Annotated in this window: 30 protein-coding genes; 15 read left to right on the top strand and 15 right to left on the bottom strand. The window is 60.0% G+C overall.

Going from position 1 to position 23,636, the window contains the following annotated elements:
• Positions 1-18: 18 nt before the first annotated feature.
• From ACFSDX_RS14285 to ACFSDX_RS14275, 3 genes are all read right to left on the bottom strand, one after another.
• Positions 19-345, bottom strand: coding sequence for a MerR family transcriptional regulator (locus tag ACFSDX_RS14285; protein WP_382314649.1), 327 nt, complete (start codon positions 343-345; stop codon positions 19-21).
• A 103-nt stretch (positions 346-448) separates the two neighbouring features.
• Positions 449-1,396, bottom strand: a complete 948-nt coding sequence (locus ACFSDX_RS14280; protein WP_382314647.1) for a DnaJ C-terminal domain-containing protein — start codon at positions 1,394-1,396, stop codon at positions 449-451.
• Between the two features lie 92 nt (positions 1,397-1,488).
• Positions 1,489-1,824 carry a DUF3140 domain-containing protein gene (locus tag ACFSDX_RS14275; RefSeq protein ID WP_382314645.1) on the bottom strand — a complete coding sequence of 112 codons (336 nt, stop codon included), beginning with the start codon at positions 1,822-1,824 and terminating at the stop codon, positions 1,489-1,491.
• 191 nt (positions 1,825-2,015) lie between these two features.
• On the opposite strand from ACFSDX_RS14275, the gene ACFSDX_RS14270 reads away from it, so the two are divergent.
• On the top strand, positions 2,016-2,510 hold the full coding sequence (locus ACFSDX_RS14270; protein ID WP_382314643.1) for a DUF6799 domain-containing protein: 495 nt from the start codon (positions 2,016-2,018) through the stop codon (positions 2,508-2,510).
• A 75-nt stretch (positions 2,511-2,585) separates the two neighbouring features.
• On the opposite strand, the gene ACFSDX_RS14265 is transcribed toward ACFSDX_RS14270, so the two are convergent.
• From ACFSDX_RS14265 to ACFSDX_RS14255, 3 genes are all read right to left on the bottom strand, one after another.
• Positions 2,586-2,789 (bottom strand): hypothetical protein, encoded by a 204-nt coding sequence (locus ACFSDX_RS14265; protein WP_382314641.1) that lies wholly within the window; start codon positions 2,787-2,789, stop codon positions 2,586-2,588.
• 45 nt (positions 2,790-2,834) lie between these two features.
• Positions 2,835-3,230 (bottom strand): septal ring lytic transglycosylase RlpA family protein, encoded by a 396-nt coding sequence (locus ACFSDX_RS14260; RefSeq protein ID WP_382314639.1) that lies wholly within the window; start codon positions 3,228-3,230, stop codon positions 2,835-2,837.
• A gap of 112 nt (positions 3,231-3,342) precedes the next feature.
• Positions 3,343-4,275 (bottom strand): glycoside hydrolase family 25 protein, encoded by a 933-nt coding sequence (locus ACFSDX_RS14255; RefSeq protein WP_382314637.1) that lies wholly within the window; start codon positions 4,273-4,275, stop codon positions 3,343-3,345.
• 118 nt (positions 4,276-4,393) lie between these two features.
• On the opposite strand from ACFSDX_RS14255, the gene ACFSDX_RS14250 reads away from it, so the two are divergent.
• The gene (locus ACFSDX_RS14250; protein WP_382314635.1) at positions 4,394-4,657 is read left to right on the top strand and encodes a VF530 family protein; all 264 of its coding nucleotides are present in this window, start codon (positions 4,394-4,396) and stop codon (positions 4,655-4,657) included.
• 44 nt (positions 4,658-4,701) lie between these two features.
• A complete protein-coding gene (locus ACFSDX_RS14245) occupies positions 4,702-5,028 on the top strand; it encodes a hypothetical protein (RefSeq protein WP_382314633.1) in 327 nt (108 codons plus the stop codon).
• Positions 5,029-5,168: 140 nt separating this feature from the next.
• On the opposite strand, the gene ACFSDX_RS14240 is transcribed toward ACFSDX_RS14245, so the two are convergent.
• Complete coding sequence (locus ACFSDX_RS14240) at positions 5,169-5,534, bottom strand: Hsp20/alpha crystallin family protein (RefSeq protein WP_382314631.1); 366 nt, start codon at positions 5,532-5,534, stop codon at positions 5,169-5,171.
• Between the two features lie 178 nt (positions 5,535-5,712).
• Entirely contained in the window at positions 5,713-7,611 is a 1,899-nt protein-coding gene (locus ACFSDX_RS14235) for a BamA/TamA family outer membrane protein (RefSeq protein WP_382314629.1), read from the bottom strand.
• A gap of 199 nt (positions 7,612-7,810) precedes the next feature.
• Between ACFSDX_RS14235 and hemW the strand changes: the two genes are divergently transcribed.
• From hemW to ACFSDX_RS14215, 4 genes are all read left to right on the top strand, one after another.
• Positions 7,811-8,968 carry a radical SAM family heme chaperone HemW gene (gene hemW / locus ACFSDX_RS14230; protein ID WP_382314627.1) on the top strand — a complete coding sequence of 386 codons (1,158 nt, stop codon included), beginning with the start codon at positions 7,811-7,813 and terminating at the stop codon, positions 8,966-8,968.
• 83 nt (positions 8,969-9,051) lie between these two features.
• A complete protein-coding gene (locus tag ACFSDX_RS14225) occupies positions 9,052-9,471 on the top strand; it encodes a hypothetical protein (RefSeq protein ID WP_382314625.1) in 420 nt (139 codons plus the stop codon).
• Positions 9,472-9,541: 70 nt separating this feature from the next.
• Positions 9,542-10,198, top strand: a complete 657-nt coding sequence (locus ACFSDX_RS14220; RefSeq protein WP_382314623.1) for an alpha/beta hydrolase — start codon at positions 9,542-9,544, stop codon at positions 10,196-10,198.
• A gap of 109 nt (positions 10,199-10,307) precedes the next feature.
• Positions 10,308-10,979: a hypothetical protein gene (locus ACFSDX_RS14215; protein ID WP_382314621.1), complete on the top strand. Its 672-nt coding sequence runs from the start codon at positions 10,308-10,310 to the stop codon at positions 10,977-10,979.
• Positions 10,980-11,055: 76 nt separating this feature from the next.
• Here ACFSDX_RS14215 and rpmA read toward each other — a convergent pair whose 3' ends face one another.
• Both rpmA and rplU read right to left on the bottom strand, forming a co-directional pair.
• Positions 11,056-11,328: a 50S ribosomal protein L27 gene (gene rpmA / locus ACFSDX_RS14210; RefSeq protein WP_382314619.1), complete on the bottom strand. Its 273-nt coding sequence runs from the start codon at positions 11,326-11,328 to the stop codon at positions 11,056-11,058.
• Positions 11,329-11,430: 102 nt separating this feature from the next.
• Entirely contained in the window at positions 11,431-11,736 is a 306-nt protein-coding gene (gene rplU, locus ACFSDX_RS14205; protein ID WP_382314617.1) for a 50S ribosomal protein L21, read from the bottom strand.
• A 438-nt stretch (positions 11,737-12,174) separates the two neighbouring features.
• Here rplU and ACFSDX_RS14200 point away from each other — a divergent pair, with 438 nt between their 5' ends.
• Positions 12,175-13,134: a ribonucleoside-diphosphate reductase small subunit gene (locus tag ACFSDX_RS14200; protein ID WP_382314615.1), complete on the top strand. Its 960-nt coding sequence runs from the start codon at positions 12,175-12,177 to the stop codon at positions 13,132-13,134.
• A gap of 88 nt (positions 13,135-13,222) precedes the next feature.
• Here ACFSDX_RS14200 and ACFSDX_RS14195 read toward each other — a convergent pair whose 3' ends face one another.
• Positions 13,223-13,693 carry a nuclear transport factor 2 family protein gene (locus ACFSDX_RS14195; RefSeq protein WP_382314613.1) on the bottom strand — a complete coding sequence of 157 codons (471 nt, stop codon included), beginning with the start codon at positions 13,691-13,693 and terminating at the stop codon, positions 13,223-13,225.
• Between the two features lie 145 nt (positions 13,694-13,838).
• Positions 13,839-15,056: a glycosyltransferase gene (locus tag ACFSDX_RS14190; RefSeq protein WP_382314611.1), complete on the bottom strand. Its 1,218-nt coding sequence runs from the start codon at positions 15,054-15,056 to the stop codon at positions 13,839-13,841.
• Positions 15,057-15,686: 630 nt separating this feature from the next.
• On the opposite strand from ACFSDX_RS14190, the gene ACFSDX_RS14185 reads away from it, so the two are divergent.
• The 3 genes from ACFSDX_RS14185 (at position 15,687) to ACFSDX_RS14175 (ending at position 19,444) form a co-directional block, all read left to right on the top strand.
• Positions 15,687-18,062 carry a ribonucleoside-diphosphate reductase subunit alpha gene (locus tag ACFSDX_RS14185; RefSeq protein ID WP_382314609.1) on the top strand — a complete coding sequence of 792 codons (2,376 nt, stop codon included), beginning with the start codon at positions 15,687-15,689 and terminating at the stop codon, positions 18,060-18,062.
• A gap of 60 nt (positions 18,063-18,122) precedes the next feature.
• Positions 18,123-19,133, top strand: coding sequence for a hypothetical protein (locus ACFSDX_RS14180; RefSeq protein WP_382314607.1), 1,011 nt, complete (start codon positions 18,123-18,125; stop codon positions 19,131-19,133).
• Between the two features lie 98 nt (positions 19,134-19,231).
• Positions 19,232-19,444 carry a DUF433 domain-containing protein gene (locus ACFSDX_RS14175; protein WP_382314605.1) on the top strand — a complete coding sequence of 71 codons (213 nt, stop codon included), beginning with the start codon at positions 19,232-19,234 and terminating at the stop codon, positions 19,442-19,444.
• On the opposite strand, the gene ACFSDX_RS14170 is transcribed toward ACFSDX_RS14175, so the two are convergent.
• Positions 19,441-19,785 carry a DUF5615 family PIN-like protein gene (locus ACFSDX_RS14170; RefSeq protein WP_382314603.1) on the bottom strand — a complete coding sequence of 115 codons (345 nt, stop codon included), beginning with the start codon at positions 19,783-19,785 and terminating at the stop codon, positions 19,441-19,443. The genes ACFSDX_RS14175 and ACFSDX_RS14170 overlap by 4 nt on opposite strands.
• Entirely contained in the window at positions 19,782-20,006 is a 225-nt protein-coding gene (locus ACFSDX_RS14165; protein WP_382314601.1) for a DUF433 domain-containing protein, read from the bottom strand. The genes ACFSDX_RS14170 and ACFSDX_RS14165 overlap by 4 nt, the downstream gene beginning before the upstream one ends.
• Before the next feature lie 98 nt (positions 20,007-20,104).
• Between ACFSDX_RS14165 and ACFSDX_RS14160 the strand changes: the two genes are divergently transcribed.
• From ACFSDX_RS14160 to ACFSDX_RS14145, 4 genes are all read left to right on the top strand, one after another.
• Positions 20,105-20,635, top strand: a complete 531-nt coding sequence (locus ACFSDX_RS14160) for a glycosyl-4,4'-diaponeurosporenoate acyltransferase CrtO family protein (RefSeq protein ID WP_382314599.1) — start codon at positions 20,105-20,107, stop codon at positions 20,633-20,635.
• A gap of 46 nt (positions 20,636-20,681) precedes the next feature.
• Entirely contained in the window at positions 20,682-21,272 is a 591-nt protein-coding gene (locus ACFSDX_RS14155) for a Crp/Fnr family transcriptional regulator (RefSeq protein WP_382314597.1), read from the top strand.
• Between the two features lie 95 nt (positions 21,273-21,367).
• On the top strand, positions 21,368-21,769 hold the full coding sequence (locus ACFSDX_RS14150) for a RidA family protein (RefSeq protein WP_382314596.1): 402 nt from the start codon (positions 21,368-21,370) through the stop codon (positions 21,767-21,769).
• Between the two features lie 344 nt (positions 21,770-22,113).
• Positions 22,114-22,695 (top strand): Riean_0653 family protein, encoded by a 582-nt coding sequence (locus tag ACFSDX_RS14145; RefSeq protein WP_382314594.1) that lies wholly within the window; start codon positions 22,114-22,116, stop codon positions 22,693-22,695.
• A 103-nt stretch (positions 22,696-22,798) separates the two neighbouring features.
• Here ACFSDX_RS14145 and ACFSDX_RS14140 read toward each other — a convergent pair whose 3' ends face one another.
• A complete protein-coding gene (locus ACFSDX_RS14140; protein WP_382314592.1) occupies positions 22,799-23,491 on the bottom strand; it encodes a haloacid dehalogenase type II in 693 nt (230 codons plus the stop codon).
• Between the last annotated feature and the right edge of the window lie 145 nt (positions 23,492-23,636).

The following is a 23,636-nucleotide window of genomic DNA, read 5'->3' as shown; positions in this document are numbered from 1 at the left end:
CGCGAAGGGCGAGGTTTGCTATTCGTCGAGCAGCGGCCCGCCGCCTAGCAAAAACCGCTCTAGCTGCCGCGACCGGGCCGTTTCGCGGGCCAGGGCGGCTTGCAAGCTCAGCAGACGCTGCCGCATAAACATCACCACGTCAACAGCCTCCGGGGCCAGCCCTAGGCCGTGGTGCAGGCGCGCCAGGCGCGGCAGCAGCTCGTCGGGCTCTTCCACCTCGATGGCATCGGGCGTGGGCGCGGGCCGCAACAGCCCGAGCTCGAGAAATTGGCGCAGCTCGGCCCGGCCCAGGCCGTAGCGAGTATCAACCTCTTGGAAAGTGAGCACTAATACGTGAGTTTCCATAGATAATAGTGATTAGCTGTTAGTGTTTAGCAGTTAACGGTTAGTGCTTAAAGCTTAATGAGAAAGCGTTAAGCACTAAGCGCTACCCACTAAACACTATGAATTAGATTTCTTCGCCCCGGAGCTGGGCCAGCTGCTTGATAAGGTCTTTCTCCTGGTCGGTTAGGTGCTGCGGCAGCTGCACATTCAGGCGCAGGTAGAGGTCACCAAACTTGCCTTCCTGGCGGTACACCGGGAAGCCCTTGCCGCGTAGCCGCAGCCGGGTGCCATTGACGCTTTCGGGCTTGATGGTGATTTTGACGCTGCCGCTCAGGGTTTCCACAGTTTGCGAGCCGCCGAGCAGCGCGCGGTAGAGGCTCACGGGCACATCCTGGGTGAGGTCGTCGCCCGTGCGTACGTAGCGTGCATCGGGCAAAATGCGCAACGTGATGAGCAGCGAGCCACTGGGGCCGCCGTTGCGGCCGGGGCCACCCTGGTCGCGCAGCCGGATGGTCTGGCCATCAGCCACGCCCGGCTGAATGGTGAGGCGCAGGTTTTTGCCCTGTACCGTAATGGTGCGCGGGCCGCCGTGGTAGGCTTCCTCGAGCGTCAGCTCTAGATCGGCCTGGTAGTCCTGGCCGGCGCCAGGGCGCGTGCTGCGGCCGCCCGCACCGCCGCCCATGCCGCCAAACATAGAGCTGAAAAAGTCTGAAAAGTCGTCGCTGCCTTCGCCCCCAAACGGGCTGCCGCCCCCGCCAAAGCCGCCCTGCCCACCCCCCTGGGCGTACTGGCTCCAGTCGAAACCGCCGGGGCCCCGGCCCGCGCCGCCGGCGCCCGTCTGCTCGTAGCGCTGGTAGTCGGCCCCAAACTGGTCGTATTTCTGGCGCTTATCCGGGTCCGACAGCACCTCGTTGGCCTCGTTTATCTCCTTAAATTTTTGCTCGGATGTCGCATCATTCGGGTTCACATCGGGGTGATACTGCCGGGCCAGCTTGCGATACGCCTTCTTGATTTGCTCGGTAGTGGCCGTTTTCTCGATGCCGAGTATTTTGTAATAATCCTTGTAGTCCATGGCAGTTAATTAGGAATTATGAGCTAGAAATTAGGAATTGAAAAGGAGGGTCAAGAATGAGTGATTCCTAATTCATAATCTTTAATCCATAATTACTTCAGTGGGTCGTGGCCCCAGTTCAGGAGCGAGTAGCGCCAGCGCGAATGTTCCACATCGCCGTGGGGCCGCTGGGCCGAGTGGCGGCTCACATAGGCGTGCACCTTGTGCATGTGGGCCTCGTCGTCGGGGGTGATATCGGCCTTTTTCTTGCCTAGGATGCGGATAATGTGTTTGCCCGACTGGTGGCCAATGCTCTCACCGCTGCCACTGTCCTGGCCCACTGACTTCGATTCGTCGGTTTTTAGCCAGCGTTCCAGCTCACTAGCCGTCATATTAACGTCGCGCTTAAAGTCGGCCTGAATATCGGAGGAGGCGTGGGCAGTGCTCATAGAAAGACAATAAAAGGTGGTGAAAAACGTAGAATTAATTGAACGCACAAGCGTGGGTAAACGTTGGCTGCGGCAACTCCCGAGCTTATTAGTAGATTTGCACTGCGGCAAGATTACCCCCATCGATATAATTTGCTTGGCACGATTTTTTATTTAGTTATTTTACCCTACCCTAACTCGTTTATTATCTGATGAAAAATATAACTCGTATCCTGCTGTCTGTTAGCATGTTGCTGATGGTGCAGGGCGTGCAAGCCCAGTCGCGGCCCGCGCCGCGTCGCCCCGTAGCTCCCAAAGCCCGCGCCAAAGCCGGCGCCGGCATGGTAAAAGACGGCGTGATGATGAAGGATGGCAAACTGGTAGCCACCGAAATGGGCATGACCAACCCCGTTACGGCCGATAAAAAGCTGCTCAACGGTACCACCATCACCACCAGCGGCGCGGTAACCGGCAAAGACGGCACCACTACCCAACTGCGCGAAGGCGATTACGTGTCGCTGAGTGGCCGCGTAGAAACCCGGGCCGAAATGGCCGCGCAGGACAGCATCCAGAAGCTGCAAGCCTACGACTTGAAGCACCCCGGCAAGCGCAAGGAGATGGAAAAAGCCCGCGAAAAAGCCGAAAAGGCCAAGGAGAAGGCCGACAAGGAAAAGGAGAAAGCCAAGGCCAAAGCCGCCAAAAAATAAGTAGCCCCCGCTGCACTTCTTCAGCGAGAAGCCCGCCGTAAGCCGCCTTAGGGTAGCTTATGGCGGGCTTTTTCGTTAGCGGACGGTGTAGTCGGCCAAAATGGCGAGGCCCTCGGCATCGTCGGCGGCCTCTACTACTTCGTCCATCACAAACTGAATTTCGTCGTCGCTCCAGTCCTGGTCTTCGGCGGCTTTTACGAAGCTGTCTAGCGCCACGAAGCGCCCGCCCGCCGGGGCCGACCAAATGAGCTTTTTACGGATATTTAACTGCTTGGCCATTACTTAAGTAGAAAGAAAAGGTGGGTGAAAAGCGAGGGCAGGCTGTCAGCGGCCCGCGGCGCGCACCACTTTGAGCTGCACCGGCGCTACGCCAGCATCGACGAGGCCGATTTTGCGGGCGGCGCGCTTCGAGAGGTCCACGATGCGGCCTTTTACGTGCGGGCCGCGGTCGTTGACGGTGACCTTGACCGAGCGGCCGGTGCGGGTGTTGGTAACCCGGATTTTGGTGCCGAAGGGCAGCGTGTTGTGCGCCGCCGTGAGCTTGCTGGGGCGGTAGGGCGTGCCGCTGGCCGTGGGCCGGCCCCGAAACTTATCGGCGTAGTAGGAGCCTTGGCCGGTTTGGGTGAAAGCCGACTTGCCGGTGCCGCAAGCCGCAAGCCCTAGGGCTAAGAAGCTGCTTACGAAGATGCTAAGCTTGAAACGCGTGAAGCTAAAATGCATAAGTTGGTTATTCACTGGTTTTCATGGGCCTTAACAGAATAAAAGCGCACCTAGCTGCCGAAGCCTTTACCTCACGCGACAAGATGGAGTTTAAAACATAGTCTTTTGGTCCCTAAGCCATCTCAACCGCCCGGACCGATGGCTTGCGTGAGCTGCCGGGCCGGGCGGTTTTTTTGGGGCGTGGCGCGGGCGTGGGCTGAGGGGTAGGGCGCGGCGCGCGGGGCCGCGGGCCCACCCGCAGCGCCTGCAAAGCCTCGTAGCTACCCTGAAAAACGTTGAAATCGACGGTGCCCTTAATGCCCGGCACGTACGATTCGTCGGAGTGCTGCCAGATTATCCAGCGGGTGGCGGGCAGGGCGGGGCGGGCCACCTCGTAGTGGGCCAGCCACAGCGGAAAGTCATCGAAGTGGCCAGCCAGGTAGTGGCGGTAAAATCCGTAGTTGGAATACAGAATGGGGCGCACGCCGTAGTGGGCCTGCACCAACTCGAGCCATTGCCGCACCTCGCGGCGTAGCTCGGCCACGTCGTGAAAGCGGGTAGCCTCCACGTCGAGTACGGGCGGCAAGTCGCCGGTGGCCAGCGGCACCAGCTTGATAAACAAGGCCGCCTGCACGGCCCCGTCGCGGTTGGGCTGGAAGTAGTGGTAGGCGCCGCTGAGGATGCCCGCGGCCCGGGCCTGCTGCCAGTTGCGGGCAAAACGGGCGTCGCGCAGCGTGGCGCCTTCGCTGGCCTTGATGAAGGCAAAGCGCACCCGGTGGCGCGCCACCTCGCGCCAGTCGATGCTGCCTTGGTAGGCCGATACATCGATGCCGTGCACCGAGTAGCCGGCCAGCAGTGGGGTTTTTTCGCGGCCCGTGAGGTAGCGGCTGGTGAGGGTGGCCCAGGTGTGGCGCACGTAGCGGTTGAGCTGGCGCTGGTGGCGGTAGTACGTGGTGCCTGCCCCCAGCAGCGCCAGCAGCAGCCCCGCCAGCACCCAGCGCTGCCACGGCCGCCGCGGGCGCGGCGGCGGGGCAGACGAAGGCGGCGGCACGATAACGGGGGGCATAGGCGGGGGAGGCGGCCAAAAATAACGCACGCCGCGGCGGTAGTGTATGCCGCCGCGGCACCTGGCAACGCGCCTAGGTCGTTATTTTGTTCTTTCTCCCGCATTACCATTCGCTACCATGCCCACCGATGCCCGCGACGAATCTGGCCACCTCATCCGTGAGCTGCACGGCGTGACGCTGGCCAGTATCCTGGAGTACCTCGTCGCGCACTACAGCTTTGCCGGCCTCGATGAACGGCTGAAGCTCAATTGCTTTGCCGTAAATCCGAGCGTGAAATCCAGCCTCACCTTTCTGCGCCGCACGCCCTGGGCGCGGGCCAAAGTCGAGGACATGTACGTGCGCCTGCGCACGGCCGAAATCCTCGGCCGCCCCCGGCCCTAGGTGGCCCCAGCGCCCTATATTCGTGCCCTAACCTACGCTGGCCGATGGCAGATATTCGTGAAAAATCGGGCCCATTAGCCTTGCTAGCCGGCTTCGCAGGGTTTGTGGCGTTTGAGGTGGTGGTGTACTACGTGCTGCGCTACCTTACCTCGGGCCTGGGCGAGAGCGACCAGCTCCAAACCGACCACACCACCATCGTCAGCAACTGGGTCAAGACGATGGCCTTCCTGGTCCTGCATTTGGCGCTGGTAATTGGGGCGGTGCTCATGCTCAGCAACCGCCTGCCGCGCCGCTACCGCGGGCAGCTGATGGGCTGGTTCTATTGCAGCCTGCTCATGAGCTTCATCCTGCTGATACCGCTTTTTTCGTAGTCTAGGGGCCCGAAAATAACAAAGCCACCGTTCATCACGGTGGCTTTCAAGAGGGTGAAACCAGGCGGCCGGTCGGTCCCGGCCATATCGTAGGTAACTAGGTGGCCGGTCGGTCCCGGCCGTATTGCTGGGCCCAGCGCTTAGTTAGGCAGGATGTCAGCGGCGTCTTTAAACGGAATAGCTACGCGCAGCTCGCCATTCTCGTGGCTAGCATTGATGCTGGCCAGGTCGAGGTTGCCGGGCAGGTTCATTTTCTGCACGAACAGCGGGGCGGCTAGCTGGGCATCGGGCTCGTGTCGATACTCGCCGTACACGGTCAGGTCGTTGTTATTGAGCACTACGTGGAAGTGGTCGGCCGATACGCTGGGCATGGCCACGTGCAGCACCACGCCCTGGGGGCGCTGGTTTACGTGCAGGGTGGGCTGCGCTACGCCGCCGCCGATAGTGTTCAGCAAATCAAGCTGAGGAGCAATAGAACGGATAAATTCGCGGCTAATAAATTTCATGATATAGAGCCGTTTTAGCTGGCTTCGCATGTTGTAAATCAAACCCCGTACCAATTTATAACTAACGCTCATTCAATTAATTAAGCGACAAAATGTCTTTTGTCATTTAGTCGGCATGCCGACTAAATGACAGCTTGGCGGAATAGCCGCCGATGTGGCAGGTTTTAACTCGTAATTCCTAAAACCGGCTCGTCAGACCGAAGTGAATCTTGGACGAGCTTAGCCCCAACTGCTGCCCGGCAAACGACGACCGGCCCACCGAATACACAAACTGAAACAGCCCCGCCGCCGTGCGAAAGCTGATGCCCGCGCCCAGGCCGGTAGGCTGGTCCAGGGAGCGACCTAGGGCCAGATTGCTCTGGTAGGCTTGGAGCACCGCCTGGTCGGCAAACACAAAAACGTACCCTTCGGACCCCGTAAACTGCCGAAATTCAACCGTGCCCACGCCGTAGGCATTGGTGTAGAATTGGTTTTCGCTGAAGCCCCGCAGCGAGTTCAGCCCGCCCAGCCGAAACAAGTCATTCAGGAAAAGCTGCTGGTTGAACAAGCCCTCGCCGCGCAGCCGGGCCAGTACCACGCTCTGGCGCCCGAGGGCCCAGTAGCGCTCGGCGCGCGCACTAAACGTGTACTGCGTGGTGCGCAGCGCCACCCCGCCGTACAGCGCCTCCCCGATGTTGGCGTTCTGGCGGATGGTTTTGGTGCCGGCGCCGCCCTGCACCGTCACGAAGCTGCCACGGTGCGGAAAGTACAAGTCGTCGAGGTTGGTGCGGGCGTAGGCCAGCCCGTAGGAGTTGGCCTCCGAGTCGAGGTAGGGCGGCAGGGCGTTCTGGTCCTTTATGCCCACGTAGCCCATGCTATCGAGCAGTAGCCGCGAACTGCGCTGCTCGGCAAAAAACGTGAGCCGCCCCGCCCGCGCCATGGGGTAGGTGACCTGCACGCGGGGCCGGATGGTGAGGAAAGCGCCCGTTTGCCGGTAGAGGTTGAAAGTGGCGCCCACCTCCAGCGGCGACCCGAAAAAGTTGGGATGCAGGTAGTTGCCATCCAGCGACTGCGTTAGGGCATCAACCTTACGCCACTGCAAGCCGATTTGCTTGCCGCCGCCGCGCAGGTTGCGCAGGTTGATGTTGACATCGCCCGTAAACTGCAAGCCGCCCGTGGTGCCCGTGTTGGGCAGCAGGCCCACAATGGCGTCGAACTGGTTGGAGGAGCGCTCGTCGAGCAGCAGGTACACCCGCGCCCGGCCCCGGGCAAAGCGTACCTCGGGCTCGGCCCGCAGGCGCACGTAGGGCAGCTGGCGCAGCAGCACGGCCGCCGCATCGACGCGCTGCTGATTGTAGGGAGTACCCGGAAAAATCTGTAAGTACTTGGTCAGAAAGCGCTTTTTGGTCTTGCTGGAGCCGATAATCTGGATGGAGTCGAAGATGATGGCCGGGCCGCGCTTCAGCACCACCCGGCCCGCAATGTCCTGGCCCGCGAGCCGCACCGAGTCGAGGCCCACCGTGGCGAACGGGTAGCCCTGGTTTTCGGCCTCCGTGAGAATGCGCTCCTGCAAGGCCGCCCAATCGGCCGGGCGCCAGGCGGCGTGCCGGAAGAACTTTTCGCGGTAGCCGGCCCGCGTCAGCAGGCCATCGCCTAGGTTGCCATTGCGCAGGTAGGCCCAGTGAAACTGCTCGCCCACGTAGAGCTGCGCCCGCACCGTGTCGCGGCCCCAGCGCAGGCGGTCGGCCGAGGCCAGCAAGTAGGCATCGGCCTGCAAAGCCAGCACCAGGTCGCGCACCGTGCGCAGCGCCGTGAGCGAGTCGGCCACCGTGGCCGGCAGGTGGTAGCGGCGCACCCGCGCCCGGCCCGCGGGGTCGGCCTCTACCAGCAGCACCCGGCTATGCACTACGCGCTTGGCCGTGGCTACTTGGGGACTGGTGCGGGCCGCCGCGGGCGGCAGCGGCGGCGAGGCCAGCCCCGGCGCCGTGGGCACGGCCACGCCCGGCCCGGCATCGGGTACCTGGGCGCTCGCCGGCCGGGCCAGGCCACCTAGCAGCCCCAGCCAGTAGCCCCACAAGACGAGTAGACGGACGGACATTCGGGGTGGCAAACGCAAAAGGGGATTTTTAATTTCGACGCTGCTGTTTTTTAGGCTTCTGCCCTGGCAGAACAGTTAAACCGTCGAGCCCAGCCGACGCGGCAAGTAGCGAGACTTTTGTCGTTCGCGTCTGTCGGCGGGCATCCGAATCCAACGCGGATTACAAAGTTCGCGCTACTTGCTGCCGTAATTTACAGTTATGCCTGGTCTGTACCTCCATATTCCGTTCTGCAAGCAAGCCTGCCACTACTGCGATTTTCACTTCAGCACCTCAATGGGTCTGAAGGAGCAATTTGTGGAGGCGCTGGTGCAGGAAATGGCTTTGCGCCGGGCCTACCTGCCCGACCCCGCCGCGCCGCTCGAAACCATTTACTTCGGCGGCGGCACGCCCTCGCTGCTGACGGGAGAAGAGCTAAGTCGGATTTTCGATGCCATTCGGGCCAATTTTCAAGTAGCGCCCCGGGCCGAAATCACCCTCGAAGCCAACCCCGACGACCTCACCGCCGAGAAGCTGGCGATGCTGGCCGCCTCGCCCGTCAACCGCCTCAGCATCGGGCTGCAAAGCTTCCACGAGCCGCATTTGCGGATGATGAACCGTGCCCACTCGGCCCAGGAGTCGGGCGAGGCCGTGCGCCGGGCCCAGGCGGCGGGCTTCGAAAATATCTCCGTCGATTTAATCTACGGGGTGCCCGCCGCTGGCCACGCTATTTGGGAAGAGGACCTGGCCCGCCTGTTTGAGTTGCACGTGCCGCACGTGTCAGCCTACGCGCTCACCATCGAGCCCGATACGGCCTTCGGGCGGCGCCTGAAGAAAGGCACCTTTGTGGCGCCGCCCGAAGAGTTTGTGGCCCAGCAGTTTGAGATATTGCTGGCGCAGCTGCGGGCCCACGGCTACGAGCAGTACGAAATCAGCAATTTCTGCCAGCCCGGCCGCGAGAGCCGCCACAACGCCAACTATTGGCGCGGCGTGCCCTACCTAGGGCTGGGCCCGAGCGCCCATTCCTTCGACGGGCGCAGCCGCCAATACGCCGTGGCCAACAACCCGCAGTACGTGGCCGCCGTGCTCGAGCGCGGCGAGGTGCCCACCACTACCGAGCACCTCAGCCCGCTCGACCAGGCCAACGAGTACCTGCTCACGACCCTGCGCACCAGCCGCGGCTGCGACCTGCGCTACCTGCGCGACGCGCTTGGCCTCAATCTCTTAGCCGACCGCGCCGCGTACCTAGGTAGCCTGCTGGCGCAGGGCATGGCCACGCTCGACGACGATACCCTGCGCCTGACCGATGCCGGCAAGCTGCTGGCCGACCACATTACGCTGGAGCTATTTGCCGACGGGCCAACTGCGGTTAGCGCGTAGCTTGCGCCCGGGTGCCGGCTGGCGCCCCCGTTCATTCCTCCCGTTTTTACCAATTTGCGGTAAACTTTACCCCCTTTCGGCCCGTGAAGCTACTGAGTGATGCCCTGGTCAATAACGACGATTTTTTTGTGGAGCAAGTCCACCTCACAGCCATCGTCTTCGACAATACCGATGACGTAACGGTTTGGGCCACAACGTTTCGGTACGAGGAGGCGCACTTTTTTCACTTAGGCTTGCCTTTTCACGACCTCGACACGCTGCTGCGCATGGCCGGCGACCGCGCCGAAGCGCTGGCTGAAGAAGTAGCCGATGCCCTGGCCACCACCGAGCAGTGGCCCTGCCTGCTCGAGTACACTTCGGATGACGCGCCGCCTATCCCGCTGCCCGGCGTGGCCCTCAAACTCGCCGTCACCTTCCCCATCGACGAGGAGCAGGAAGACGACGACCCGCAGCCGCACAATATTTTCTACCTGGAAGGAATTTACGCCCGGCTGAATGACTAGGTATTCGCCCCGCGGGCTGTCGAAAGCGGCGTTCTGGCCGGTGCATGGTTAACTACTTAGGGCACGCCGCATGCTAGCTACCTGGTACCTCATTCCGGGCCTGGGAGCCGATGAGCGCGTGTTTCGGGGCCTAAGCCTACCAGGCCCAGCCGTGGTATTGCACTGGCTAGCGCCCCAGTCGCCCACCGAGCCCCTGCGGCAATATGCTGCCCGCTTGGCCGAGGCAGTGCCCCTAGACCAGGCCTGCTGGCTCGTGGGCGTGTCGTTTGGCGGGTTGCTGGCGCTGGAAGTCGGCCGCCTGAGGTCTCTGGCGCGCGTGGTACTGATTTCCAGCTTGGCCGATGCCAACCAACTGCCCCCGTTGCTAAAGATGGGCCGCGCCACCCAGCTCTACCGCTTAGTGCCGTTCGGGCTATTGCCGCGGCTACCTAGGTTGGCGCAGTGGTTTTTTGGCGCGCGCAATGGTCGCGAGTATCGGCTGCTTGCCCGCATCCTGCGCGACACTGACCCGGTATTTGCCCGCTGGGCCACCCGCCAGCTGCTGCACTGGGACAGCACCGGCGTGCCCCGTGCCGTGCGCCTGCACGGCACCCACGACCGGCTGCTACCGCCCGGCCGCAGCCCCATCGACTACGCCTTGCCCGGCGCCGGCCACTTTATGATAGTGAGCCACGCTGCCACGTTGAGCCGCCTGCTGGGCGAGCTGGCCCGCCCAACTAGTACTTGAGCATCAAAGTTCTCAAAGTTATACTTTAGGTAGTAATCAGTATATTAGTAGCAAATTTCACCTATACTGCTACTAGCCCTTGGTTCATCTCTACCCTCTCAAACGTGGCTTGCTAGGTACCGCGCTCGCGCTGGCCGCGGCGCTAACGGCGCAGGCGCAATCCACCTACCCCGCCCCCGACTCGGTGCGCGGGCCCGTGCCGCCCGCCGTGCTGCTCAAAGTGGGGCTGCGCGCCACGCACGTCAGCTACTCGGGCAGTGGCCAGGCCTGGAGCCTCGTCGTGCCCCTCTCACTTGGGGCCGAGTACCGGCTGGCGCCGCGCTTCGGCTTCTACGGCCAGCTCGAAGCCGACCTGCAAACCAGCCGCACGGCCACGGCGGCCCGGCGGCGTAGCCCGCAGGCGGTGGCCGTGCCCAGCGCCGCCCTAGGGGTAGGGCTGCGCTACTACTACAACCAGCCCCGGCGCGGCGAGCCGCTGCGCAATGCCAACCTCTACGGCAGCTACCTAGCGCTGGAAGGCAACCTCGAGCGCAATGCCGTGGTGGGTAGATTCGTGACCCAGTCGCGCCGCCAAACGGCCGCCGGCCTCACCCCGGGCCTGTACGCCTATTGGGGCACGCAGCACCGGCTGCGCCGCGCGCTGCTCTACGATGTGAGCGCGGGCCTGGGGCTGCAAGCGCCCACCTACTACAACTTTGAAAGCATAGCCCCGGCTCACTACAACCTAGCTGCGCAAGTAAATTTGCGCCTGTACTGGAGCCACGGTTTCTACGCGCGCTAAATGAGCTTAAACGCCAAAAGGGCTGCTCTATAAAGAGCAGCCCTTTTATAACCTAGGCTGAGTAGCCGGGGTAAAGCTAAGCGGTGGCTACTACCTCGCCCGGTACTACCGACACGAACGAGCGCTCGTCGCGGCCCTTGCGGAACTGCACGGTGCCATCAACCAACGCAAACAGCGTGTGGTCTTTGCCCATGCCCACGTTGGTACCAGCGTGGTGCTTGGTGCCGCGCTGACGCACGATGATGTTGCCGGCGATAAGCGCCTGACCACCGAAGATTTTCACGCCGAGGCGCTTCGAATGCGATTCACGGCCGTTGTTTGACGAGCCTACGCCTTTTTTGTGTGCCATTTCTGAAGTTAAGAGTTAAAAGTTATAAGTTCAGGAGTTGCAAAGCTGGAGTAAGAATGACCGAAGCCAACTCTTACCTCTCACCTTTTAACTCTCAACTAACTAACCGATGCTGTCAATCATTACTTTGGTAAACTGCTGGCGGTGGCCATTCAGTTTCTTGTAACCTTTACGACGCTTTTTCTTGAACACCAATACTTTATCACCCTGAACGTGGGCGATAATGGTGCCTTTTACGGCGATGTTCAGCTCGGGGGTACCGATGCTGAGGGTGCCGTTGTCATCGGTCATCAGGGCGTTGCCCAGTTCTACCGAATCACCGACATTGCCGGCTAGACGTTGGGCGTATACAAATCTATTAGCCTCAACCTTAGTCTGTTGGCCGGCGATGTTAACAATGGCGTACATTTTATTTCCGCTGGAGGTTTCTCAAAAGGGAACGCAAAAGTACGGCAGCTTTTCGGTAAAACCAAACCTAAGTGGTTAATCATCATTTGGTCGCTGGGCAAATGCCTGTCTTTGCGCGCTTTTTTTTGCCTATTTGCTAAGTTACTGAGCACTAATTGCTCGCTTACTACTATTCTGGTTTGTGGAAAACTCACTTTATCCACAGATAAATTGTGGATAAGTCGTTAAAAATCGGCCATTTTGCTGGCTTCACTTCACGCAATACTCTGGCTACTGGCTATTTCCTGGGTACAATAGCAAGTGAGAAAATTGCTGCTTAGCTACCGAATTGCTGGCCTATCTTTGAAATACTGAGCGCTTCAGCAACCCCCTTGCTGGTATCGCCGGGCCAGTTTCGCATTCATTTCGCCTTCGCGAATCCTACTAATTTTTCAGTCTATGGAGCCCTTACTCGCCGAAAACCCCAACCGGTTTGTGCTTTTCCCTATCCAAAACCCCGAGGTGTGGGAGTTTTATAAGAAAGCGGAAGCTTCTTTCTGGACGGCCGAAGAAATCGACCTTTCGCAGGACCAGAAAGACTGGAATGGCCTGAACGACAACGAGCGCCACTTCATCAAGCACGTGCTGGCTTTCTTCGCGGCCAGCGATGGCATCGTGAATGAGAACCTGGCCATCAACTTCATGCAGGAAGTGCAGATGCCCGAGGCGCGCTGCTTCTACGGCTTCCAGATTATGATGGAAAACATTCACAGCGAAACGTATTCGCTGCTGATTGATACCTATATCAAGGACGTGAAGGAGAAAGACTATCTCTTCAACGCCCTCGAAACGGTGCCTGCCGTGCAGCGCAAGGGCCAGTGGGCCCTGACGTGGATTAACTCGGAGAACTTCGCTGAGCGCCTCATCGCCTTCGCCGCCGTGGAAGGCATTTTCTTCTCGGGCTCGTTCTGCTCAATTTTCTGGCTCAAAAAGCGCGGTCTGATGCCCGGCCTGACGTTCTCGAACGAGCTGATTTCGCGCGATGAAGGGCTGCACTGTGACTTCGCGTGCCTGCTTTACAGCTACCTCGAAAACAAGCTGCCCGAAAGCCGCGTGCAGGACATCATCCGCGACGCGGTGACTATCGAGCAAGAGTTTGTGACCGAGGCGCTGCCGGTGAGCCTCATTGGTATGAACTCGCGCACCATGAGCCAGTACATCGAGTTTGTGGCCGACCGCCTGCTGGTGTCGCTCGGCTGCGGCAAGATTTACAACTCGACTAACCCCTTCGACTTCATGGAAATGATTTCGGTGCAGGGCAAAACAAACTTCTTCGAGAAGCGCGTGGCCGAGTATCAGAAAGCCGGCGTCATGACCGAGCGCGCTGACAACGCTTTCTCGCTCGATGAGGACTTCTAAGCATTGCTAGGTTGTTGAACCTAAAAAAAGCCCTGCCTTTCAAACGAAAGGCAGGGCTTTTTGCTGATATGAAGTAAGGCTAGCCGGGCTACATACCCAACTCCGTCAGGCCCGGGTGGTCGGCCGGGCGTGACCCTAGCGGCCAGTGAAACTTGCGCTCCGCCTCGGCGATAGCTACGTCGTTGATGCTGGCTTCGCGGCGCTGCATGAGACCTAGGGCGTCGAATTCCCACTGCTCGTTGCCGTAGGCGCGGTACCACTGGCCGGCGGCGTCGTGGTATTCGTACTGGAAGCGCACGGCGATGCGGTTCTCGTGGAAGCCCCAGAGCTCCTTTATGAGGCGGTACTCGTGCTCGTGCTCCCACTTGCGGGTGAGAAAGGCAGCGATGGCGGCGCGGCCGCTAAAGAACTCGCTGCGGTTGCGCCACTGGCTGGCTTCGGTGTAGGCCAGGGCCACGCGAGCGGGGTCGCGCGAGTTCCAGGCGTCTTCGGCGAGACGGGCCTTTTGGGTGGCGGTTTCAAAGGTGAACGGGGGTAGGGGCGGGCGCGCGTCGGGCATTCGAAGGCAGGTAAAGCAGTGGCGGAATGCCGTAGCTACAGCCAGCGGCTTCTCTAGGTTTGGCGGCCCCTGCTTACCGATATAATATGAGCCTCACTGAGGTGGGCCGCCTAGGTGGTCGAGCCGCCCAAAACCCAGCGCTTGCCTACGCGATGGCCGCCACCGATGGGAAAAGCAACTGCTCAAATGCCAGTAAGTTGCGCGCGGGCGAACGGTAATGTTCGGCCAGCTGGCGGATGCGCCCCCGGTAGCCGGGCACCAGCAGCTGGGCCTGAATGCGCCGCAGGGCGTGGCCGATGCTTGCCGGCCGGGCCAGGTTGAAGGTGGCGCCGCCTTCTTCGTGCGCCAGGATGGCGCTTTCGTCGCCCACCCCTTCGGTGAGCAGCACCGGCAGGCCGCTTGCCCAGTACTCAGCAACCTTCACCAGCGAGCGGTAGCGGTTGCTGGGGGCAAACTTGACGGTAGCAAAGGCGAAATCGGCGGCCGATAGAAAGGCGGGCACCTCGTGGTGGGCTACCTTGGCCACGTAGCTGCGCGCGGCCGGAATGCCGATGGCCAGCAGCCGGGCCTGCGCCTCCTCCACGCCGCCCGGCGTGAGGATGATGAGGCAGAAATCGGGGCCGAACTGGTCGGCGGCTTCTTTGAATACGTCAAACGCCTCCTCATCGTAGTACAGGCCCCCAAACTTGCCTAGGTACACGCCCACGGGCGCCGTGGCGCCAAACCCCAGGCGCTGCCGGGTCTGGCGCCGCGCCTCGGCATTGAAGCCAAAGGTGCGCAGGCTGACCATGCACGGTCCCGTGCGCAGGCGCTCGGCCGGCACGCCTTCCTGCGTAAGCTGTTCGTTATAAGCATCGGCCGCCGGGATGATGCCGGCCGCCCAGCGCTTCACCTGGGTTTCGAGCAGGCGCTGCACGAGGTAGCGAGGGTCGAACCGCCGCCAGATTTTGGCATCGAGCATGTAATTGGCGTGGGGCTCGTACATGGTGGCGTAGAAGGGGTGGCCCGTGCGCCGCGACACGAGGTAGGCCAGGGCCGCCCCCGGCGCGCCGTGGCCGATAATGGTATCGAGCTGCTCGGCCTCCATGATGGCCGCCAGCTCGCGCGGAAAGCGCCAGAAGTCGTCGGCTTTGGTGAGCAGCAGCGAGGCGCCCTCCCGCGAGTACAGCGGCCGCAAGCTGAGCCTAGGCGCGGGAAACGTGGCTTCCCAGCTACTATCATCCGCAGTGGGCTCGCGCTCAATGGTGGCCAGCGTGATATGCTCGACGTGGTCGAGCTGGTGCAGCAGCTCTAAATTGGGCATGATGGTGGCCACCGTCAGCGGGTCGGCGAAGCCCCAGTAACCTATGAATAAGATGCGCATACACAGACTGCGAAGTGAGAGGAAAGCGAAATGCTCACTCTAAGGTCGAAGTCTGAATTTAAAAAATCATATTAAATACTGAAAAAACCATACTAAGCCCAGCGCTAGGTAACTAAGCGCTAGCATAAGAGTACAGTATTACATAAAATATTAAGGGCCAGCTTATTATTTTACGATAACTGCCGCAGATAAGGCAGATAGCACCGGGCACGGCTTAGCCTAACCTAGTGCTGCACAGCTGGGCAAAACACAATTAACGCGCTGAAAGAGAGACACCGAAATATTTTATGTGGCTCACTGCCTGCCGTCTACTCAGGAGCCTTCGGAGCAGGCTGTCGCACCAGCCACGAGCTCCAATAGCCAAGCTCCCGCGCGGCGGCTAGCTAAGCGGCCGGAGCCGGAGCGGCCGTAAGAATGTAGGCAATAAAAGTGATATAGCGAGGGAACACGCCGGGAGTTTTTACTAAAAACAGGCCCTGCGGCCTCATTTTCAGGCTATGCGGATAGATTCTAAATATTTCCTTTGGCACTCCCGAACAAGGGAACTAATTTCCGACTTTAAAGCACCGCGGCTTCACTTGCGAAGCCAGTCAGATTAGTATCCCCGCTAACCCTAGCTCTCCTTATAACATGCTTGTAATCAAACGTGATGGCCGCCGTGAGTCGGTCAAATTTGACAAAGTCACCGCCCGCATCGAAAAACTTTGCTACGGGCTTAACCAAAATTTTGTGTCGCCTATCGAAGTGGCCAAAAAGGTCATCGATGGCATCTACGATGGCGTGACCACCGTGGAACTCGACAACCTGGCGGCCGAGACGGCGGCCTCGCTCACGACGCGGCACCCGGACTACGCTATTCTGGCGGCGCGCATCGCGGTGAGCAACCTGCATAAGGTGACCTCGAAGTCGTTTTCGAGCACCATGAAGCGGCTCTACACCTACGAGGACCCCAAGAATGGCGATAATGCTTCGCTGCTCGCCAAGGACGTGTGGGAGGTGATTCACAAGCACGCGCACACCCTGGACTCGGCCATTATTTATGACCGCGACTACAACTACGACTTCTTCGGCTTTAAGACTCTGGAGCGCTCATACTTGCTGCGCCTCGATGGCAAGGTGGTGGAGCGGCCCCAGCACATGCTGATGCGCGTGTCGGTGGGCATCCACAAGGAGGACATCGACTCGGCCATCAAGACCTACAACATGATGAGCGAGCGCTGGATGACCCACGCCACGCCGACCTTGTTCAACGCCGGCACGCCCAAGCCGCAGATGTCGTCGTGCTTCCTGCTGACGGTGAAGGACGACTCGATTGAGGGTATTTACGAGACGCTGAAGGACTGCGCGCTGATTTCGCAGAGCGCGGGCGGCATCGGGCTGGCCGTGCACAACGTGCGCGCCACGGGCTCCTACATCAAGGGCACCAACGGCAACTCGAACGGCTTGGTGCCGATGCTGAAGGTATTCAACGACACGGCCCGCTACGTGGACCAGGGCGGCGGCAAGCGCAAGGGTGCGTTCGCCATTTACCTGGAGCCCTGGCACGCCGATATTTTCGAATTCCTGGACCTGAAGAAGAACCACGGCAAGGAAGAAATGCGCGCCCGCGACTTGTTTTACGCCCTCTGGACACCCGACTTGTTTATGAAGCGCGTGGAAGCCAACGGCGACTGGACGCTGATGTGCCCCCACGAGTGCCCCGGCCTCGACACTACCTGGGGCCCCGAGTTTGAGAAGCTCTACACCAAGTACGAGCGCGAGGGCCGCGGCCGCAAGACCATCAAGGCGCAGGAGCTGTGGTTCCACATCCTGGAAAGCCAGACCGAGACGGGCACGCCCTACATGCTCTTCAAGGACGCCGCCAACGGCAAGAGCAACCAGCAGAACCTCGGCACCATCAAGAGCAGCAACCTCTGCACCGAGATTATGGAGTACACCGACAAGGACGAGATTGCGGTGTGCAACCTCGCCTCGCTGGCGCTGCCCCGCTACCTCGTGGAAGACGCCCAGGGCAACCTGACCTTCGACCATCAGACGCTGTACGACATGACGTACCAGACTACCTTGAACCTCAACAAGGTAATCGACGTGAACTACTACCCGGTGCCCGAAACCGAGCGTTCTAACTTCCGCCACCGCCCTATCGGGTTGGGCGTGCAGGGACTAGCCGATACGTTTATCGCGCTGCGGATGCCTTTCGAGAGCGACGAGGCCAAGGGCCTGAATACCGACATTTTCGAGACGATTTACTTCGCCGCCATGACGGCTTCGAAGGACCTCGCCATCAAGGAAGGTGCCTACGAAACCTTCCCCGGCTCACCCCTGAGCGAGGGCAAGTTTCAGTTTGACCTCTGGGGCGTGACGCCGCAGTCGGGCCGCTGGGATTGGGACACGCTGCGCGGCGAGGTAATTGAGCACGGCGTGCGCAATTCGCTGTTGGTGGCCCCCATGCCCACCGCCAGCACCGCCCAGATTCTGGGCAACAACGAGTCGTTTGAGCCCTACACGAGCAACATTTATGTGCGGCGCGTGCTCAGCGGCGAGTTTATGGTGGTGAACAAGCACCTGCTGAAGGACCTGGTGAAGCTGGGCCTCTGGAACGAGCAGATGAAGCAGGACATCATCGCGGCCAATGGCTCGGTGCAGGGCATTGCCCGCGTGCCGCAGCACATCAAGGACCTGTACAAGACGGTGTGGGAGATTTCGCAGCGCACCATCATCGACATGGCCGCCGACCGGGGCGCCTACATCTGCCAGAGCCAGAGCCTGAACCTGCACGTGCAGAACCCCAACTTCGGCAAGCTCACCAGCATGCACTTCCACAGCTGGAAGCGCGGCCTCAAAACCGGCATGTACTACCTGCGCACCAAAGCCGCCGCCGACGCCATCAAGTTCACGGTGGAAAAGCAAGCCGCCGAAACCCTAGAGCCCATGTACGCCCAGAACCAAAGCGACATGAGTTGCTCGCTCGATAACCCGGACGCCTGTGAGGCCTGCGGGTCGTAATTAAAAATAAAGAAAAGGGGGCATTAGCCCCCTTTTTTATTACCACTACTTTTTACCGTCATGGCACTATTACTTCCAACTGGATTGATGTCGTTCGCCGATTTATCTGCAAGAATTGCAGAGGCGGAAGAGAAGGGTAAACGTTCTATACCAGCACAGGTCTTTCTGCGCCACGTTTCTGCGTTACGTTTTCAGATAGAAAATGATGCTGAGGCGAAAGACCTAAATCGTATCCTGTATTTCCAACAGCAGAAGCCTAAATCTGCAAAGTGTAGGGAAGAGGAGTTGAGAAAGGTATTGTTTAACGCATGGAGTACAGAGTATGCTTTACGGTTGACAGGGAACCAAGATAGCAGCGACTTTTTAGGGTTTGCTATGCATTGGGCTATTCCTCAAGCATATTATAGCGCTTATCTAGCTATGCATGCGTTCTTTTTAACTATTGGGGCTGTATCCACCTCGCACAACGGTGCTATCAAAAAGTTTGCGGAAGGAATAAAAACCCGTAAATATCCCGAGTGCATTAGTTTCTATTGCGAAGGTGATTATAGCTCTCTTAGTTTGTATGGTTTACCCCATAAGAGTACTAAGGAGCCATTGGCTAGGGTGAATCCATTAGCAGACGCTCATTCTCAAATAGGAATGCTCCTCAAATCAACTCGCGAGGGTGTTGCAAAGCATGCTAAAATTGAGAGGCAGAGTAGCAAAAACGCCATTCTAAATAGAAGTGGAAAGCCGTGTCAAAAATTTACCGATGCCCAGTGGGCTCAAGTAATGAAGCCAAGTGAGGCAACAACACTATTTCATTTTCTATACCGCATGAGATTGAAAGCCAATTACCAGGATATTCAAACGTTTATTGACGCCGAAATTGATTTTGTTGAGTTTCATGCCTGTATGCAGGCTATAGTTGGCTATCTAAATTTTGTTCATGAGGCTTACATAGCTAAATGTCTTGGCAAAGACGAATTTGATAAGCTAGTATATTCCTTCACGCGTCATCCTGCAAGTAATCCTGTTGTAATAGAGCGATGGGAGACTTCCATAAAAGATATATTAGTAATCAAGTAAAAAGTGACTTCTACTGTTTCCCCAGCCGCTGCCGCCCCCGGTAGCGGCTGACGTATTTTAGGGGCTAGCGGGCGGGGCGCACTTTGTACCTTAGCCGCATGGAAACTCCGGCTTCGGCGGCGCACCCGCGCATCACCCTTGACCCCAACATCTGCCACGGGCAGCCTACGGTGCGCGGCCTGCGCTACCCGGTGCAAAATGTGCTCGAATACCTGGCCTCGGGTATGACAGAGGCCGAAATATTGGCCGACTATGAAGACCTGGAAGCCGAAGACCTGCGCGCCTGCCAGGCCTACGCGGCTGCCGCCTAGGTCAGCGTATTCCCGATTTCTACCAGCGGCTCACCGGCTGCCAGTAGCTCTAGCGCGGCGGGTAGCACCGGCAGCAGCACTTGTTGCAGGCGCTCGTTGGTAGTATTGCCCGACGTGAGCCAGAGCACTTGCGGCGGTGGGCCGAAGCGGTCGAGCAGGCGCGGAAAGTCGGCGTCTTTGGTCAGGACTACTACGCCAGCCTGCTTGGCGGCCTGAAAGATTTCCTCGTCATCGGCATCGCGCAGGCCTAGGTCGCGGACGGGGATAGCCTGCACGTCGAACTTCCAATTGAGCCAAGCAGCTAGTAAGGGCGATAATTGGGCATCGAGCCAGATGGTCATGCGGCCAGCCGGGGGTAGTCGATTTGGCGGGCGGCGTACTGTAGGGCGGCTTGCAGGTCGGCCGCTTCTAGGTCAGGCATTTCGGCTAGCACCTGTTCGGCCGACAGCCCCGCGGCGAAGAGTTGCAGCACATCGGCCACGCGGATACGCATGCCCCGAATGCAGGGCCGGCCGCCGCACTGGCGCGGGTTGGTGGTGATGCGAGACAGGAGCGCTTCCATAGTGCTAAGGTAAGCTACTAGCCCCAGCCGCTGCCGCCCCCGGTAGCGGCTGCCGTGTTTTTGGGGGCTAGCGGGCGAGCGTTTATTTTTAACGCTTGATGCCAGCTTCCAATTTCAAGCGCGGGGTGCCTTCGGCGGCGGTGGTAGCCTGCTACAACGCAGTGCCCAGCGTGCTGTGGTCGGGGCTAGCGCTGGGGCCGCTGGTGGTGTGCTGCTACCGCTACGTAGAGTGGGGGTTGGTGGCGCTGAGCTTATCAGCGTATGCGTGGCCGGCGGCTTGGCTGCGGCGCTTACAGTTGGCCCGCAGGGTGCAGGTGTATCAACGGCTCGGAGTGCCTAGAGTCGGCTACGTGACGCAGCAAGGTGCGTTGGTAAACAAGCTGTTGCGGCGGCGCTACCCTGGCTACCGGGCGCTGGTGGGGCGGCGGGCCGTGGCCCGCTTGCTGAGCACTACCTACCAGCAAGAGCGATTCCACTGGGCTGGGTTGGTGTTCTTTCTGGCGATAAGCCTCTATGTCGGGGCAGCGGGGCAGCTAGGATGGGCGCTTGGTCTAGCGCTGCTCAATGTGGGGTACAACCTGTATCCCATTTGGCTTCAGCAATACCTGCGGGTGCGCCTAGGGCACTAGCGCACCCCGACAACTCTGGCTAGTAGCGGCTGCGTAGGTAGGGGCTATGCAGCAGCAGTTACGAGAGCACCTAGAGCGCATAGTGGCGCTGACCAACGAGGAGTTTGCGCTGGTGCTGGCGCAGTTCACGAGCCGGCAGGTTCGCAAGCACGAGTTTTTGATTCGGGAAGGCGAGCGGGTGCGCGAGCTGTACTTCGTGGTGCAGGGCCTGCTGAAGCTGGTGCACACCGATGCGGCCGGCAAGGCCCACATCGTGTCGCTGGCCATGGAAGACTGGTGGGAAGGCGACTTCGCGGCCTACCTGGCCCAGACGCCGGCCACGCTCTCGCTACAATGCCTGGAAGACACCACTGTGTGGTGCCTGCCGCTGGCCGGCTACGAGTACCTCTGCCAGCACCTGCCCCCAATGGCGCGCTTCTTCCTGGTCAAGTTTGCGCGGGGCGGGGTAGCTGCGCAGCAACGCATCTTGTCGCTGCTGGCCCTGCCCGCCCGCGAGCGCTACGAGCAGCTGCTGCGCCAGTATCCCACGCTGCCGCAGCGGGTGTCTAAAACGCTGCTGGCGGCCTACCTAGGCGTATCGCGCGAGACCCTGAGCCGGCTCGCCGACCAAGAGCGGCCCCCGAAAATAGTGCGCTAGGTCACAGGTGGCGGGCAGGGCCAGCCGGGACCTTTGCCCCCGCAACCTCACCCCGCGCCGCCCTAGGTGGCCGGCGCACTCAACCCAACTTAGCAATGGAAAAGCGCGCAATCAACCCCTGGCAGTGGCAAGCGCCCAGTGCCTACCAGCAGGCCGTAGAAGTAACCCAGCCCTCAGCCACGCTCTACTGCGCCGGGCAGGCCGCCATCGACGCCGACGGCAACCCCAGTACCGCCGATATGCGCGCCCAGCTTGGGCAAGTGCTCGGCAATGTGGAGCAGGTCGTGACCACCGCCGGCTACCAGTGCCGCGACATCGTGCACCTGCGCCTGTACACCACCGACACGGCCGCGCTATTCGGCGAAGGCGGCTGCTTCGACGTGTTTACCGACTGGGTAACCCGGCACGGCATCCAGGCCGCCGCCACGATGGTCGAAGTGAATTTTTTGGCCTTCGAGGGCCTGAAAGTGGAGGTGGAAGCTACGGCCGTGTGCTAACACTACCTAGGGACATACTTATTGCCGCCAGCCGCTGCCGCCTAGGTAGCTGCTGGCGTGTTTTTGGAGTTGGCGGGGCACATCGGATAGCTGAGGGGCTGGCAAAGCTGATGGCACAGGGCTTTACTCTGTGCCAGTGGAAAAGGCCTCGGTATAGCTTCTAGGGCAAAGATGTAAAGTCTGATTAAGTGCGCAGGACGCAGCTAAAAATCAGCTAGATAGTTTGCAATAATGCGTGTGCGTTGGGATAAATGAAGTCTCGAAGCCAAGACATTTCATTTTCTGCTCGTGCTATGAACAGGTAAGTTTGGTGCTAATGCAAACCCACTATTCGGTCCGGCGCCATGCGTAATTTTTATTTAGTGCTTTTGAGTGTTTGCCTGCTCGTGGGGGCTTGCAAAAAAGACGCGCCACAGGCCAGTTTGCCTCGTATCAGCCAGGAAGGGTTAGATACGGGGGGCTTCCTGGCTGATGGGGTAGCTTACCCAGCTACCGGTTGGTCGGGCCCTTTTCTCAGTACGTGGGGGTCCACTAGTGCGCTAGGAGGAGGCTATGCCTTTAGTATTCCTGGGTACCCAATAAAGCCCGAATATGAATTGCGCATCAACAGTGAGCAGGCAAAGCGGCACGTTACGGTCACGTTGTTTTTGCGCAATCCGGCGGTGGGAGAGTTCGTGCTTAATCGTGCTGTCAACTTCCCGCCAACAGCGGCGGATAGTGTGGTTTTTGACCACGCAACCCTGAGCTTTCAAACTAGCAATGGCGAGCTATACAGCACTGATGCCAAGCACACTGGCCGCATAACCATGAGCCGGGTTAGCCGGCCGACCGTGGCCGCCGGTACATTCGAGTTCACCGCAGTGAGTAATCTGGACCCTACTAAAACGGTCAGGGTAACTGATGGCCGCTTTGACCGCAGGCAGTGAGGTAGTGAAGATGGCCGAGATACCAAACACCCCAGCCGCCTAGGTAGCGGCTGGAGTGCTTTTTAGGAGGTAGTGAGGCGGCCGTTGCGCGGGGCCACCGCCCTTACGCTAGCTGCTCGGCCAGGGCGAGAAGGGTAGGGGCTTGGTAGGTGGGCGGCGGGGCGAGCGGGTACAGCGTTTGGCCGGGGCGGGCGATGAACGCCGCGTCGAGGCCCGCGGCTAGGGCGCCGGCTACGTCCCAGCCGTGGGCGGCCACCAGCAGCGCGTGGGCAGGCGCTACGCCGGCTTGCTCAGTAGCGTAGCGGTAGGTGGCGAGGTGAGGCTTGTAGCGCTGCACCGCGTCAACGCTCAATTGCTGCTCAAAGTAGTCGGTGAGCTCGGCGTAGCGCAACTGCTCGGCTAGGGCGGGAACTGCAGAGTTGGTGAAGGCCATGAGGCGGTAGCCCGCGGCGCGCAGCTGGCGTAGGCCAGCGGGCACATCGGGGTGGGGTGGCAGTTGGGTGAGCAGGGCCGTAAGCGCGTGCTTTTCGGCGTGAGACAGCGGTTTTGCTTGCAGCATGTGGGCCGCCATGTCGAGGGCCGCATCGGCGATGGTGGCGAAGGCGAAGTACTGGTCTGTGACGGTAGCCACGAGCGAGTGTTGCAGCAGCAAGCCAAACCACTGGCTGAACGCGGCCTGGTTGCCGAAAGCCGTGTTAACCGCCAGCTTCAGCGGCGTCATATCCAGCAGCGTTTCGTTGACGTCGAAGAAAATAACCTGGGGCCGGCGCAGCAACGCAGTAGCAAGAAGAGCCATGAAAGCAAAAAATTTGTGGGCCACGGGCGGCCACGGGCTAGGTACGTTGCGCCGGGGGCCAGTAGTTGCGCCCACGCTGGCTAGCCAAGGCCGGTAGCGACCGGTATTCGCCGTGCCGGTAGCGGCGGCCGTGTTAGTAGGGCAG

This window comes from Hymenobacter bucti, assembly GCF_042681145.1.
In the GTDB taxonomy this organism is placed as follows: Bacteria; Bacteroidota; Bacteroidia; order Cytophagales; family Hymenobacteraceae; genus Hymenobacter; species Hymenobacter bucti.
Note: the sequence above shows the minus strand (reverse complement) of the source record. Positions and strands in the feature narration are given on the sequence as shown.

Bases quoted from the DNA above. Each gene is read 5' to 3' on its own strand.
- ACFSDX_RS14285 (WP_382314649.1), bottom strand. From the start codon at position 345: ATGGAAACTCACGTATTAGTGCTCACTTTCCAAGAGGTTGATACTCGC.
- ACFSDX_RS14280 (WP_382314647.1), bottom strand. From the start codon at position 1,396: ATGGACTACAAGGATTATTACAAAATACTCGGCATCGAGAAAACGGCC.
- ACFSDX_RS14275 (WP_382314645.1), bottom strand. From the start codon at position 1,824: ATGAGCACTGCCCACGCCTCCTCCGATATTCAGGCCGACTTTAAGCGC.
- ACFSDX_RS14270 (WP_382314643.1), top strand. From the start codon at position 2,016: ATGAAAAATATAACTCGTATCCTGCTGTCTGTTAGCATGTTGCTGATG.
- ACFSDX_RS14265 (WP_382314641.1), bottom strand. From the start codon at position 2,789: ATGGCCAAGCAGTTAAATATCCGTAAAAAGCTCATTTGGTCGGCCCCG.
- ACFSDX_RS14260 (WP_382314639.1), bottom strand. From the start codon at position 3,230: ATGCATTTTAGCTTCACGCGTTTCAAGCTTAGCATCTTCGTAAGCAGC.
- ACFSDX_RS14255 (WP_382314637.1), bottom strand. From the start codon at position 4,275: ATGCCCCCCGTTATCGTGCCGCCGCCTTCGTCTGCCCCGCCGCCGCGC.
- ACFSDX_RS14250 (WP_382314635.1), top strand. From the start codon at position 4,394: ATGCCCACCGATGCCCGCGACGAATCTGGCCACCTCATCCGTGAGCTG.
- ACFSDX_RS14245 (WP_382314633.1), top strand. From the start codon at position 4,702: ATGGCAGATATTCGTGAAAAATCGGGCCCATTAGCCTTGCTAGCCGGC.
- ACFSDX_RS14240 (WP_382314631.1), bottom strand. From the start codon at position 5,534: ATGAAATTTATTAGCCGCGAATTTATCCGTTCTATTGCTCCTCAGCTT.
- ACFSDX_RS14235 (WP_382314629.1), bottom strand. From the start codon at position 7,611: ATGTCCGTCCGTCTACTCGTCTTGTGGGGCTACTGGCTGGGGCTGCTA.
- hemW (WP_382314627.1), top strand. From the start codon at position 7,811: ATGCCTGGTCTGTACCTCCATATTCCGTTCTGCAAGCAAGCCTGCCAC.
- ACFSDX_RS14220 (WP_382314623.1), top strand. From the start codon at position 9,542: ATGCTAGCTACCTGGTACCTCATTCCGGGCCTGGGAGCCGATGAGCGC.
- rpmA (WP_382314619.1), bottom strand. From the start codon at position 11,328: ATGGCACACAAAAAAGGCGTAGGCTCGTCAAACAACGGCCGTGAATCG.
- rplU (WP_382314617.1), bottom strand. From the start codon at position 11,736: ATGTACGCCATTGTTAACATCGCCGGCCAACAGACTAAGGTTGAGGCT.
- ACFSDX_RS14200 (WP_382314615.1), top strand. From the start codon at position 12,175: ATGGAGCCCTTACTCGCCGAAAACCCCAACCGGTTTGTGCTTTTCCCT.
- ACFSDX_RS14195 (WP_382314613.1), bottom strand. From the start codon at position 13,693: ATGCCCGACGCGCGCCCGCCCCTACCCCCGTTCACCTTTGAAACCGCC.
- ACFSDX_RS14190 (WP_382314611.1), bottom strand. From the start codon at position 15,056: ATGCGCATCTTATTCATAGGTTACTGGGGCTTCGCCGACCCGCTGACG.
- ACFSDX_RS14185 (WP_382314609.1), top strand. From the start codon at position 15,687: ATGCTTGTAATCAAACGTGATGGCCGCCGTGAGTCGGTCAAATTTGAC.
- ACFSDX_RS14180 (WP_382314607.1), top strand. From the start codon at position 18,123: ATGGCACTATTACTTCCAACTGGATTGATGTCGTTCGCCGATTTATCT.
- ACFSDX_RS14175 (WP_382314605.1), top strand. From the start codon at position 19,232: ATGGAAACTCCGGCTTCGGCGGCGCACCCGCGCATCACCCTTGACCCC.
- ACFSDX_RS14170 (WP_382314603.1), bottom strand. From the start codon at position 19,785: ATGACCATCTGGCTCGATGCCCAATTATCGCCCTTACTAGCTGCTTGG.
- ACFSDX_RS14165 (WP_382314601.1), bottom strand. From the start codon at position 20,006: ATGGAAGCGCTCCTGTCTCGCATCACCACCAACCCGCGCCAGTGCGGC.
- ACFSDX_RS14160 (WP_382314599.1), top strand. From the start codon at position 20,105: ATGCCAGCTTCCAATTTCAAGCGCGGGGTGCCTTCGGCGGCGGTGGTA.
- ACFSDX_RS14155 (WP_382314597.1), top strand. From the start codon at position 20,682: ATGCAGCAGCAGTTACGAGAGCACCTAGAGCGCATAGTGGCGCTGACC.
- ACFSDX_RS14150 (WP_382314596.1), top strand. From the start codon at position 21,368: ATGGAAAAGCGCGCAATCAACCCCTGGCAGTGGCAAGCGCCCAGTGCC.
- ACFSDX_RS14145 (WP_382314594.1), top strand. From the start codon at position 22,114: ATGCGTAATTTTTATTTAGTGCTTTTGAGTGTTTGCCTGCTCGTGGGG.
- ACFSDX_RS14140 (WP_382314592.1), bottom strand. From the start codon at position 23,491: ATGGCTCTTCTTGCTACTGCGTTGCTGCGCCGGCCCCAGGTTATTTTC.